Origin of the sequence: Sphingobacterium sp. UBA1897 (assembly GCF_002337775.1) — a bacterium.
Classification (GTDB): Bacteria; Bacteroidota; Bacteroidia; order Sphingobacteriales; family Sphingobacteriaceae; genus Sphingobacterium; species Sphingobacterium siyangense.
In genome coordinates, this window is record NZ_DDGR01000004.1 from 160,025 (window position 1) to 172,989 (window position 12,965).

The 12,965-nt window shown below is 34.6% G+C and carries 13 protein-coding genes; 7 read left to right on the plus strand and 6 right to left on the minus strand.

The features are described 5' to 3' along the window. Positions 1-118: 118 nt before the first annotated feature. Entirely contained in the window at positions 119-1,255 is a 1,137-nt protein-coding gene (locus tag B4N43_RS03460; RefSeq protein ID WP_286732784.1) for a serine hydrolase domain-containing protein, read from the minus strand. Positions 1,256-1,481: 226 nt separating this feature from the next. Here B4N43_RS03460 and B4N43_RS03465 point away from each other — a divergent pair, with 226 nt between their 5' ends. After that, the gene (locus B4N43_RS03465) at positions 1,482-3,998 is read left to right on the plus strand and encodes a TonB-dependent receptor (RefSeq protein ID WP_286732785.1); all 2,517 of its coding nucleotides are present in this window, start codon (positions 1,482-1,484) and stop codon (positions 3,996-3,998) included. Positions 3,999-4,081: 83 nt separating this feature from the next. Here the strand turns inward: B4N43_RS03465 and B4N43_RS03470 are convergent, their stop codons facing one another. Then, a complete protein-coding gene (locus tag B4N43_RS03470; protein ID WP_237241803.1) occupies positions 4,082-4,993 on the minus strand; it encodes a LysR family transcriptional regulator in 912 nt (303 codons plus the stop codon). A 141-nt stretch (positions 4,994-5,134) separates the two neighbouring features. Here B4N43_RS03470 and B4N43_RS03475 point away from each other — a divergent pair, with 141 nt between their 5' ends. After that, complete coding sequence (locus B4N43_RS03475) at positions 5,135-5,848, plus strand: class I SAM-dependent methyltransferase (protein WP_075993992.1); 714 nt, start codon at positions 5,135-5,137, stop codon at positions 5,846-5,848. A gap of 142 nt (positions 5,849-5,990) precedes the next feature. Continuing rightward, a complete protein-coding gene (locus tag B4N43_RS03480; RefSeq protein ID WP_286732789.1) occupies positions 5,991-7,121 on the plus strand; it encodes a tyrosine-type recombinase/integrase in 1,131 nt (376 codons plus the stop codon). 102 nt (positions 7,122-7,223) lie between these two features. On the opposite strand, the gene B4N43_RS03485 is transcribed toward B4N43_RS03480, so the two are convergent. Both B4N43_RS03485 and B4N43_RS03490 read right to left on the minus strand, forming a co-directional pair. Further along, positions 7,224-7,514, minus strand: coding sequence for a hypothetical protein (locus B4N43_RS03485; RefSeq protein WP_286732790.1), 291 nt, complete (start codon positions 7,512-7,514; stop codon positions 7,224-7,226). A 5-nt stretch (positions 7,515-7,519) separates the two neighbouring features. Further along, positions 7,520-7,996 (minus strand): hypothetical protein, encoded by a 477-nt coding sequence (locus B4N43_RS03490; protein WP_286732791.1) that lies wholly within the window; start codon positions 7,994-7,996, stop codon positions 7,520-7,522. A 951-nt stretch (positions 7,997-8,947) separates the two neighbouring features. Here B4N43_RS03490 and B4N43_RS03495 point away from each other — a divergent pair. The 4 genes from B4N43_RS03495 to B4N43_RS03510 all read left to right on the plus strand — a co-directional run bounded on the left by B4N43_RS03495 (position 8,948) and on the right by B4N43_RS03510 (position 12,167). Then, the gene (locus tag B4N43_RS03495) at positions 8,948-9,901 is read left to right on the plus strand and encodes a hypothetical protein (protein WP_286732793.1); all 954 of its coding nucleotides are present in this window, start codon (positions 8,948-8,950) and stop codon (positions 9,899-9,901) included. 112 nt (positions 9,902-10,013) lie between these two features. Continuing rightward, on the plus strand, positions 10,014-10,823 hold the full coding sequence (locus tag B4N43_RS03500) for a phage regulatory protein/antirepressor Ant (RefSeq protein WP_286732795.1): 810 nt from the start codon (positions 10,014-10,016) through the stop codon (positions 10,821-10,823). A gap of 273 nt (positions 10,824-11,096) precedes the next feature. Next, the gene (locus B4N43_RS03505) at positions 11,097-11,783 is read left to right on the plus strand and encodes a hypothetical protein (RefSeq protein WP_286732797.1); all 687 of its coding nucleotides are present in this window, start codon (positions 11,097-11,099) and stop codon (positions 11,781-11,783) included. A gap of 3 nt (positions 11,784-11,786) precedes the next feature. Then, positions 11,787-12,167, plus strand: a complete 381-nt coding sequence (locus tag B4N43_RS03510; RefSeq protein WP_286732800.1) for a hypothetical protein — start codon at positions 11,787-11,789, stop codon at positions 12,165-12,167. A gap of 51 nt (positions 12,168-12,218) precedes the next feature. Here the strand turns inward: B4N43_RS03510 and B4N43_RS03515 are convergent, their stop codons facing one another. Next, the gene (locus B4N43_RS03515; protein WP_286732803.1) at positions 12,219-12,407 is read right to left on the minus strand and encodes a hypothetical protein; all 189 of its coding nucleotides are present in this window, start codon (positions 12,405-12,407) and stop codon (positions 12,219-12,221) included. A gap of 108 nt (positions 12,408-12,515) precedes the next feature. Next, entirely contained in the window at positions 12,516-12,926 is a 411-nt protein-coding gene (locus tag B4N43_RS03520; protein WP_286732805.1) for a hypothetical protein, read from the minus strand. Positions 12,927-12,965: the final 39 nt, after the last annotated feature.

Below are 12,965 nucleotides of genomic sequence, written 5' to 3' on the forward strand. Positions count from 1 at the left end.
CAGCTTTTTTATTTTGTTATTGTCGAGTCGATCCGAGGGCCTCTGGTTTTCCCATAAAGCTTAGCGACAAGGTTATAGTTTATGGGTTGGCTTTTGTTTACTTGATGTAAGCTCTTACCTATTTGATATATGCATCGTACAAGGCTCCTATACAATCTTTAAGCAAAGGGTTGAAGTCATCGCTATCGGGAATATTGCAGCCATTGGTTATCACAATAAATCCATATTTTTTCTTTGGATTGAAAAACAGGGCACTATATAGTCCATATGCCGAACCGGTATGTCCTGTCAGGGTAACACCGGGGACAATTTTTGCATTGTTCATAATCGCTAATCCATAGCCTGATTCTTTATTTACAGCTGTCCGCATAATCTTCGCATATTTTTTACTGATGATGTTTTTTCCTTGACTGTGGCCGTAGTTCATGTGCATCATCATGTATCTGGCTAAATCTAAGGCAGATATTTTCATTCCACCTGTCGGAGAAAGCACAGGAGTGCTATAGCCCAGGATATATTGATTGAGTTCTTCCCGACGTGGATTATACGCACTCGGCTCTTCATGGGGATTTCCCTTTTCATCAAAGGCATATAACGAAACCAATCTTTTCTGATCCAAGGAGTCTATACAGTAACCACCATATAAGTTGAGCGGTTTGAGGATATGGTTAACAATATAGCTGTCGACACGTGTATTGGTCAGTTTCTCTAGGACGGCTCCTGCCATATTAAAATTGAGATTACAATATTGGTATTGTGTGCCGGGTTCATAAAGATTGTAGGAATCTTTCCAGTTTGGGTTTTTGGATGGATTGATGACATCAAGGTTGAAGTAACCGTTTTTATCATTGATGCTGGACGTATGGGAAAGGATCATCCGGAGTGTTATTTTTTTTCCAGGATAATTGGGGTTTCTCATTGGAAAACCGATCAAATCCCCAAAGTCGTCGTCTAACTTGCATCGGCCATCTGCTATTAATTGCATTAATGATGTTGCAGTGAATGACTTTGAAATAGAAGCAATCCTAAAGAGGTCATTTTCTCCGAGAGCCGTTTTGGTTTCCAAGTTTTTGTAACCATAATTTTTGTGATACTCAATTTTATTGTTTTTGACGACGACCACACTGAGCCCGACAGCATTATAACGATGCATAATTGCTGTGAGATCATGATCAACCTGTGTTTGCTGGCCCAGCAAAAATGTGGGAAAGAATAGAAAAATAAAAACGGAGAGTAGGAGCTTATGCGTTATCATTGAATTGATTAGTTGGGATGTTAGTTATGGTATAAATGTAAGGAAATCCTTACGATTAATAGAAATAGTTACAATGAATCCTTGCAACATATAATAAATGCTACATAGCTGAATCATTCACATATTACAACAACAAGCTATTTTTATTTAAAACTATTCTAAACAATAAAATAATATCGTATGTTTGCGCCGACAAATAATTTTTACGAACTCACAATTTATTAACATGAAAAGAACTTTTCTAGGACTTGTTTTAAGTCTAGGATTGGTAGGAGCAATTCATTTGGATGCATCGGCGCAAAGTAAGGGGATACATGGCCGTGTTAAAACCAAAGATGGTGCACCAATTGAATCGGCTACAGTAACCATAGTTTCTTTAGGTAGGTCTACGTCGACTTCCGGTGATGGAAGCTTCCATTTTTCTAATCTTCCAGATGGAACCTATACTATTCGGATCAAAAGTATCGGAAATGGAGCTGAGGAGCGTACTATCGAGGTTAAAAATGGAAAGGCGACAGCTATTAATGTTTCTTTGAATATTTCTGAATCTCAATTGGAACAAGTGGAAGTGGTAGGTTACAACTCGCATAACAGTAAAACAGTTAATGTCGGTAAAGCAGGTATTATTGATCGGGATTTGCCGCAGAGTGTACAAATTATAAACGAACAGGTTATTGCAGATCAACAGGTTAATCGCTTGAGTGATGCGCTAAAAAATGCAAACGGTGTCGCGATGGGAGCAAATCGCGGTGGGGTCAACGAAAATTTTTACGCAAGGGGCTATAGCTTAGGCGGGAATAATATATTTAAAAATGGTGCGCGAACCAACAATGGAGGTTCGATTGAGGCGAGCACCTTGGAATCTGTAGAGATTTTAAAAGGAAGTTCTGCTTTGTTATATGGCGGTGTATCTGGTGGGGCCGTTGTAAATCTGGTTACGAAAAAGCCTAAATTTTATTATGGAGGCGAGGCTTCAATGCGCGTAGGAAGTTATGACTTCTATAAACCAACAGTGGATGTGTATGGTCCAATTTCCAATAAGGTTGCATTCCGCGTTATCGGAACTTATGAAAAAGCGGGTAGCTTTAGGGATCAGGTCACATCAAAACGTACTTATGTAAATCCTTCTATTTTATATAAAATATCCGATAAAACTGATCTCAACTTTACATTCGATTACTTAAAAAGTGATTTTACTCCAGACTTTGGAATGGGAACTGTGGATGGAAAGTTGAATAATGAAGTTGGCAGAAACACTTTTATGAATGTGCCTTTTGCTTTCAACAGAACAAATACCTCAAACGGGCAGATCAATTTGAACCATAAGTTTAATGATTCATGGAATTTAAACGCAATAGCAAGCTACCAAACATACGATCGTGATTATTATGGATCAGATCGGATTCAAGCAAATAAAAATGGAATTGCTCCGCGGAGTTTAACCCGGTCCAAATCAAATGAGTTTACGGCCAACCAACAATTGAATTTAACCGGAACTGTAAAAACAGGATCGATCAAGCATAAGATCCTGGTGGGAGCAGATGCCGATCAATCGCATTCAAATGCATATGCCTATAAAATTGATGCATCTAAAAATGTGGGTGGCGTATACGATTCAATTTATGTCTTTAATCCCTCACAAACTGCGCAGCATTTGGTTTCGGGAAATGGACTTCGGACAGATATGCCACAAGCGGATCTATTGACCAAAACAACAACGGATATCTTCCGTTACGGTGCATTTTTTCAGGACTTAATAGAAGTTACTGAACAATTTAAAGTATTGGCTGGGATTCGCTATACGTATCAGCGTACACCGAATTCGGAAAAGTATACTTATGCGACGAATCAATCGGAAGAGATTATTAATCTAGATGGTCAAAAAAATCCGATCGGAGCAAAAGTCGACAAAGCATGGTCACCTAAATTTGGATTGATCTATCAGCCGATCCGTTCATCGAGTGTCTATGTTACTTATGCAAATAACTTTACATCGAATTCGGGATACGATGTGAATTATCAACCCTTGGCTCCCTCCATCATCGATCAGTATGAAGCAGGTGTGAAAAATGACTTTTTCAATGGTAGGTTATCCGCAAATGTTGCTTGGTATAGAATTAATAACAATCGCTTTGCCCAACAATTATTGGTACTTCCGGATGGAACAAGCAATAGCGATGCAAATATGAAAGAATTTTCTGGAAAGACGGCTTCAAGCGGATTGGAAGTTGATGTTACTGGAACCTTACTTCCAGGATTGAATGTTATCGCCGGTTATTCCTACAATTATATGCGTTATACCGAAACCAATCCAATTTCAAGTTATACAACCATCGTTGATGGTAAGGAGAAAGTGACTGAAATCTCTGGAAACGAAGAAAATGTACGTTTGGTAGGAACTACAGCACATACGGCTAATGGAACCGTGTTTTATACCATTCAAAATGGAGCAGTTAAGGGACTGAAATTAGGTTTTTCTGCATTTTATACAGGTAGACGTAATGCAGGTTGGAATAATACAAAGATCAACGTACGCGACGGTCTTAATCGTTTGATCTCCGTTAGTCCATTTACAACCATAGATTTCTCCGCTGGTTATGCGTATAAAAACTGGAGTATTTTGGGTAAATTATCCAATATCACCAACGCGTTTAACTATTATATCCATGAAAACTATAGTGTGAATCCGATTCCACCGCGTAGTTTTATGGCAACTTTAGCGTATAAATTTGAGAAGAGGTAATATCGCTCTTCAACCCATAAAAAAACGGAGCCAGCAACATGCTGACTCCGTTTTTTTATGCTGGAATTTCAATCGATGCCACTTTAGGACGCATTAAAATCAAGATACTCTTTCTGGATACAGGCTATAAATTCGCCTAATGCACTGTTTTTACTTTTTATATTAGAGACCAGGATCACTTCTGTTTTGCTATCCATATCCTCAAGCTTCATGATTTTTAGGTTTAAATGTGGGTATTGTTTGATGGTGGACGAAGGGACGACTGCCAGGCCCAGGCCTTGTGACACCAACTCAAGGATGGAAGACATCGAATTGCTCTGATGTACAATTTTGGGTTCGAATCCCATGCGGTTACAGGTATTAATAACAAGTCGGTGATATTCCGATGCGTATTTCTGATTGAAAGAAATGAAACTTTCATTAAAAAAGTTGATCGCATTAAATTTCACCTGTGAATGACCTACAATAACCATAGGGTCTTCGAAAAGGGGAGTGGTAAGCAATTCACTTGAATAAATTGGAGCACGCATAATACCCAGATCCAATTTTCCGTTTTCGAGTGCTAATTTTTGTTTCTGCGTCGATGTTTCGAAAAGACTAACTCTTAAGTATGGAAATTTCAATTGAATTTGCTTTAATACCGTAGCAAGCATTTTCTTAGGTGTCGAACTAATATAGCCCAGTTTGAATTCTCCTGAGATATTGTTGTGGATCTGTTTGGTGATCGTTTTGCTGTGTTCGATATTTTGTAGGATCTCCACAACCTCCTCCAAAAAGTATTTACCTGCTTCCGTTAGCTCGACGCGTTTGTTGGTTCGGAAGAAAAGAATAACACCTAATTCGTCTTCTAGATCTTTAATCTGCCGGCTTAATGGGGGCTGGGACATAAATAAGCGTTCTGCTGCTCGGCCAAAATGAAGCTCTTCGGCTACTGTTTTGAAATAAATGAGATGTCGGATTTCCATCGATACTTTTTTGGTATGAATTGATGACAAAATAAATATTTTTAATGAATTCCAGTTAGTCCTACCTTTAAATTATTAAAAATTAATGGATGAAATACCGCCGATCAGACAGTTTAAGATACTGCTGTGCGGGGGAATCTATCTGAACTTTAGAGAATAAACAATTTACAGATGAACAAAGCGACGCTACAAGAGATTGAAACACGGTTTGACAACGATGTCGAGCGGTTCTCAAATTTAGAAACAGGTCAAGCAACCACATTGGATGCGGTATGGAACATGGAGCTTATTACGGATGCCATTGTCAGTCTTTATCCAAACGCTCAAAATATATTGGACATTGGATGCGGAGCTGGCAATTACGACGTAAAACTATTGCAAAAATTGGAGTCTAATCCAAATGTTAGTCTGTTGGACCTGAGCCAGCCAATGTTAAATAGAGCAAGGGAACGCGTTGGAAAATTAACCAAGGGAGAAATTCAGTTGATTAAAGGCGACTTTCGTGCCGCAGCTTTAGAGGAAAACAAATTTGATGTCATTATCGCAACATCCGTTTTACATCATCTTCGAGATGATAAAGATTGGGAAAATGCGTTTAGCAAGCTGTTCCGCTTATTAAGAACCGGAGGAAGTCTGTGGATTTTTGATTTGATTGAGCAAAATAATGAACAGCTTCAAAAATTAATTTACAGGGAAAAATATGGTGAATACTTAACTAACCTGAAGGATGAGCAGTATCGTGATCATGTTTTTGACTATATCGAACACGAGGATACACCAAGATCGCTGATCTATCAACTAAACTTATTGACACAAGTTGGCTTTAAAAATGTTGATGTTCTACACAAAAACCTTTGTTTTGCTTCTTATATGGGATTCAAATAGGGGCTGGAAAACGAGTGTCAAATAAATAAGGCGATACGGGGAGGATAGCAAATGTGTTTTATTTTGCCATATCAAACGATAATGTTCTAAATTTTTGGAAAATGTTCTAAATTTGTAATATCGATTTTTAGAACATTTTTTCATGAAATATAAGTTTACAAAGCCAAAATTAACAGGTAAACCCGATGCGTATGTTTTGCATATTTCGGTGGATGGAACTCAACACAAAAAGAGAATTTCAAAAAAGTTCACCCATAAGCAACAAAAAGAATATGCTGAAAAATTACGTGCAAAATGGGTGGAATTATTGAGTAAAGACATTAATCCATTCGATGTTGAAGATAAAAAGAAACACTTTAAAATCACTGAAAAGATAACTTTCAACGAAGCATATAAAATGTTTCAGGCTGATTTTATCGGTAGCCCTAACACCCTTAACGCTTATAAATATAAGTTGCAGGATATTGACAATTTATTTGGTGGTGTACATTTGGAAAATATCAAATCAGATGATATAGAAAAACTTTTAGGGGATAAAGTCAAAGATGGCAGCTACGCACAAAGTACCCTTAATCAAGCAAGAAAATCTTATACTGTTTTTTTTAATTACTGCCTTAGAAAAGCTTTAATTAAAAAGTCTCCTATTGCTGACGTAGCAAAATTGAATAGTGATAAAGACGTAAATGAACGTTTAAATCCAATCAATGATAGCCATTTTACAACCATAATGAAGAAGGTAAAGGAATTGGAAAACCCTAATTTATATTACTTTGTTAACTTCATATATCATGGCTGTATCCGTCCCAACGAGCTAAGAAATCTAAAAATTAAAGACATCGACTTTACACATAAAAAAATCAGGATAAGGGCATCTGTTGCAAAGTCTAATAAGTTGGACTATGTGCCTATTTATCCTGCTTTAATGAACATTCTTAACCAAATGAATTTAAGTGAAGCAGAAGATGAAGATTATGTTTTTTCGATAGATTCCAAATCGTTAAAGAAAACAGTTTTTGGCAAACGTCAGCATCGTAAAGACTTCTTTGCCGACTGGTTTAGAGCCGTACTAAAGGAACTAAAATTACACGATAATACAGGCTATTCAATCTATTGTGTAAAGCATACAAGCAATATCCATAAAGTAAATGATTCTTGGAAGCCAGCGGAATTGCAGAAGCTTAATCGACATTCATCTATTGACCAGACTTTAGCTTACTTAGCTAAGATTACAAAGGTAACAGAAATTGATAATAAAACCAGTAGAACAATATAAGGAGTACTGGCAAATTTAAATTACGTGATTCAAATGGCTTCATGGTTTATGCATATACCGTTAAAGATGAGTAAAGAAAAAGGGGCTTTGATAGCCCCTTACTTATTTTCTTGGATTTTTTCCGTATAGCTTTTTATCTATAAAAATGATAATGATTAGGCCAATAATTGCCCCTGCTAATGAGCCACCAATCATGCTAGCAAAGATATTTATTTTGCTCGCTGTTGCAGGAAGATTTTTTAAACCGTCTCTTTTTATCACTTCATAAATACAACCACCCACTAGTCCCATAAGAACGGAAATCCAACCAGCGTCTTCAAATTTTCTCAGACTCTTATGTGATACTAAATAGGTAAAGACTGTTATAATTAAACTTACTACTGTCAAATTCATAATGCTTACTTTTTCTTTTTATCATCGTGGAAAGGCGAGAATATCTTTTTGATTTCCTTTTCAGAAATGTACGTGTAATCGTAATCAGGATTTTGTGCTATCATTAATGAAGGAAATCCCATCATCGTTGTACGGCTAAAATAATATTCTTTTTCACCAAGTGTCACAGTTACATGTTCTTTACTTTCTTTGTTATCCAGTACTTCAAGCATGACTTTTTCGAGGTCTAACATGTCTTGTGTTGAAGCCTTAAGGTGGAATTCACCCCTTTTGGATAGTTGTTTAAAAGCATTATTTGGGTAGATAAGCATGTAAGTGGTATCACCGTTTGTAATTCCTCTTTTTAGTTCCATTCTTAACACTCCAAGCGGTGCAACCTTACTAATAGTTTCCATTTTTGGTGTCTTAGACACGGATAATTGTGCACTTGCAAATGAAGTTATGCCCAATAATAGAGCAATTGATAATATAGTTCTTTTCATGAATTCCCCTTTTTTGGTTAATATTTAATCAAATATATAAAAAATAGGAATTTAATGCGAATCGGGGCGGAACCTCTCCGACATAAATTTGGCTCTATTTAAGACGACTTGAGAGAGTTTAAGTTGAAATTGAATAGGAAGTTAACTTTAATATTATAACTGATTACAGGCTCCGCCTGATACCTGAATTGAAGGATTTCTTAAAGATATATTGAGAATTTTTAAAAATTAAAATATATTGAAATTCAAAAAAATATTCCTTTCAGGATTGAATAAAGTTAGATTAAATTATATATTCAATATTAGCTATATAGTAAGGGATTTAAGACACTTTCGTGTCATTTGGATACCTATATCAACTTTTATAAAATAATTGAAAATATAGAGTATTATGTAGTAATAAAGATATTCGTCTTATCTATTGCATAGAGGAATTTAAAATTTATAAAAATTATATTATTTCTTATTCCTTCAACTCTCTATGGAATTAAAACCACAATCAAAACCATAATCAAATTCATTTTAAAATCATTTCCATAATAATAACCATTACCATTAGATGATGGGCTATAGTGTAGGCTATAGTGTAGGTTATAATGTAGGCTATAGTGTAGGTTATAGTGTAGTTTATGGTGTAGGCCATTGTGTGTGCTAGGATGTAGGTTATAATGTTTGGTGTAATTTATTTAAATAAAATAATAAAAATACAAATATTTAGACTTGACTTTCTATAAAAAATAATATATATTAATATAAAGTATATTATTATACATTTTTTATTAAAAAAATAGATGCTTTCTCAAAAGCGATACTATTTATAATAAAAGATACTTCCAAATTTTAGTTTTAAGATGGGTACAGAGTAGCTACTGTACCCTTTAGCTTTTTATCATAGCTAAAAAAATTAAAATTGGACACAGCTAAAAAAATTAAATTTTAAAAACTAAAAAAATGGAAATAGACGTGAATGGCATAATTGCCACTGACGATAAAAACATCGTCACTATCTCATTACCAATGACGGTAATTGGAGAAATAAACAAAAAAGCAGTCAGCTGCACACCACTTTTCAAGACAAAACTATACTTTTTAATATGGTTAATCAACAGAGGGGATAGAGTTATAGGTCAAAACTCTTACTATTCAAATAGTTATCAACTACATGTCAGAGCGCATAAACAAGTATTCACAACCAAAAATGAATTAGAGAAATTAACTAAATTCCTTATAGAGAATCAATTAATTGAGGTTATTGGAGAATATGGGACAGACAGCAAAAAAGCACGTACATATAGGGTAATTAAAGGGTGGGAGCTGAAAAATAAATCAAATGAATTGATTCATTTTGATATTAATATATACACTTTTGCTAAGCACTTTCAAGCTCTTAAGTATTTGATTTTGCCGTTATCTACCAAACGACCTAAACCCCTTGCTGTTAAGGATGTTAAGCCTTTGGGGGTGGTTAAATATGAGGAGCTTATAAATAAGTTAATAGAAGAGAATAAAGAATTAAAAGAGCAAATCAAATCACTTATTCAATCTCAACCTATTGTAATAGAGGAAAGTAAAAAAGAAGAACTTTCAACTGCTACCATTGAGGAATATCTACAAGATGATAGAGACCTAATTGAAGAAGAGATTGAAATAATAACGGAATCTGAGCCAATTGTTGTAGAAGATAAATCAAAATTAAGAGATAGACCATACGACAGGAATACAGACTATTACCGAGTGATAAGCGCATATTATAGCAAGACCAATGATTATGATAAAGAAGGGTTATTATGTTATGCGCAAAGGTTTAGGTCGCTTGACAAAGCGATTTTAGTTGAAGAACTAAACAAAGTAGTTGTGTATGAAGAGTATTTAAAAGAATATTTTAAAAATTATCAAAAAAAATGAAATAAAAATGGTCGTTTTTCAAAAAACAAACTATTTATAGAAAAGGAGCAATCAAAGACCGATTGCGATAAGTAGCTACCAACATGGAGCGCAAAAGAGTAATTAATTAAGTATGAATTTTTTAAAAAATAAGAATGAACAAACATTAAGTAGCAGAGAGATTGCCAAAGACACAGGAAAAGCACACCACCATGTAATGCGTGATATTCGGAACATGGAAGATGCTTGGATTAACGTTAACGGAACCAAATTTGGATTGGTTGATTATATTGATAATAAAGGTCAAAAAAGACCTGAATATCACCTGACCAAAAAAGAAACATTATATATAGCAACCAAATATAATGATGTTGTAAGAGCGAAATTGATTAACCGATGGGAGGAATTAGAACAACAAGTTCAAAATAACCAATTCCAAATCCCTACTACATTAAGCGGTGCGTTATTATTAGCATCACAACAGGCTGAACAGATAGAACAACAACAACTGTTGTTGACCGAACAAACCAAACAAATTGAAGAGAAAGAAAAACAAGTATATCAATCCCAATTGATATATAAAAAGCTCCAAAATACAATCACGGACCAGGCACCAAAAGTAGTATTTGCAGAAGCAATTGTGAGTGCTGAAACTGATGTGCAAATCGGGCAATTAGCAAAGGTAATCAGCCAAGCTACAAGTAAAAGTATTGGACAAAATAAGCTCTTTTCAATACTCCGAGATAACGGCTATTTGCTAAGTCGTCGGGAGCAATATAACCTTCCTGCACAGACATATATTGATAGAGGAATTTTCAAGATTAAATATTCCACTTACAACGACACCTATAAGAAAGCAACACGAATCAATGCTACGTGCATGGTAACGCCATTGGGACAAGAATATTTCGTGAACAAGTTTGTTAAAAAATATAAAAATTAAAATATGCTAGATATACTAATATATATAATACTAATCGGGATGGGAGTTAATACAGTCACTTCCATTCCTTTATGGTCTTATCTCGATAGACTAGGCAAGCCGTTTTCATGTGTTTTTTGTCTAAGTTTTTGGATTTGTGTCCTAGTCGGGGCATTTAATTTACAACCACTACCATTGTATCAATGGATGCTTGTAACAGTCTCAGCACCTTATGTTGCTGACATTATGGAACGCATTAAGAATGTGCTTCCAATTCGGATAAAATAACAGAAGTTGAATTTAAATAAAGAAGAATTTGATAAAAATTTACAAAAGAGAAAAGAAGAAGCAATAAATGAATTGTACCTAACAGGCCGTTACAAGGGCTTGTATATGGGTAAAGAATCGAGGTGTAAAGACAATCCAATCAAAGCTTATATCAGTGGATGGCTAAAGATGAAGGGGTTTAAAGACAAGGCTATTGAGCAAGAAATGGATGACTACTATAACGAATTATTTAAGGAAGTACATCTAATCAAACTTGAAAAATGGGAGGAATTATTAGACAATCCCAAAAAGTTAACAGCGACTATTTGCTTAATTGCACAAAGGCATCTATTTAGAGATGTTAATGAAAAGTATCCAAAGGCAAAGTCATACTACGAGAAAAATAAGCTCTTTTCTACCACTTTGGATAGAGAGACACAGAGGGTTAACCACAATGAGTTTTTGGATATAGAAGGGGAGTTTATTGTTGGAGATATTGCGATTGACCCATTTGGAACTAAATATGGTATAACATGCGATAAGTTCATCAACATGATGACAGAAAAAGAAAAAGACCTTTTTTATAGTTACTTAAACAAGAAAGGTACAGGCCAAAAAGGAAGATATACGAATGCAGATAAAGAGCATTATAAACAGATTTTTGATGAAATCAACGGAATATGTAACCGCATAAAAAACGATTTAAATAGATAAAATATGACAGTACAAGAAAGAGAAGTATTAGAAGAAATGAATAAAATAAAAGGGGTTTTAATGACTTTTAAAAATGGTGGTGATTTAATGGTTAACATCGCCACTCAACAACAGTTGAATGTGATATTGGGAAAGTTAAAAATTGCTTATCCAAGTGTGAAGTATCCATTGAAAATTGATTCGTGTGCAGGATGTATTCGGAATTTTTTAAGTGATTTGTTGCCTGTATTCGACCGATTGAGCAAGCAGGAGAAGCAAATCGAGATGGTCGGTGAAATGTTCGAAATAATCGAAAATGCAACAGAGGAGGAGTTAAAAAATGCCACCAAAGAAGAGGTGCCAGAGCCGACCAAGAAGACTACTACGAAGAGAAGAAGAAAGTAGGAAGAGGAGTTTTAAAAATGTTTAAAGGATAGCTTAATGGCTATCCTTTTTTTATAGGTTATATAATATTGCCGATGTTGTTCCATCTCCATTTAAAGACCTAATTTGTGATACTACACCGTTTAAAAAGATAAAACGATAAGTTACACCACTAATTGAAAGAGTTGCGAAAGATTCATTTGGATAAAATGATAACAAATCATTTCCAACAGCTAATAAAAAACTTACAAGAGGTTCCATAAAATTAATATATGATTTTTTTAAAAATAGCTATTTATTATTTAATCATCAAATTAACTATAGTCGAGTTGAATATAAATTTTGGAACAGTTTAATTGCTTTCCTTTATTATAAGGTAGCAAGACAAAAATCACCGACTCTTTTAACCTCGGTATCAATATCTAAAAATAATACCTTGTAAATAACCCCTTCAAATTTTATATACTTTGTAAAATCCTTATCGGTATAATGGTATAATCTTGCGGAATTGATTTGTTCTATATTATCCTTAATTAGAACATCGATAGCATGTTGATTGAAATCAGAGAATCTAAATACTTTAATAATCAAATCTTTATTCTTATCTATTTGGGAGCCAAGGACTTTGTTAGTTATAAATACTTGATAAACATAGTCTCTATGTCTTTTAGAGTATGTTTTACGATTTGGAAACTTATCATACCACTTTTTAAGATTTTCATCGGTAAGAATCTCCTCAATTACTCCATCTCTTTCTTTTCCTAAAGGTACTTCTTTCATGGTTAATAGGTGTTTTGTTGTTATTTAATAAACATACGG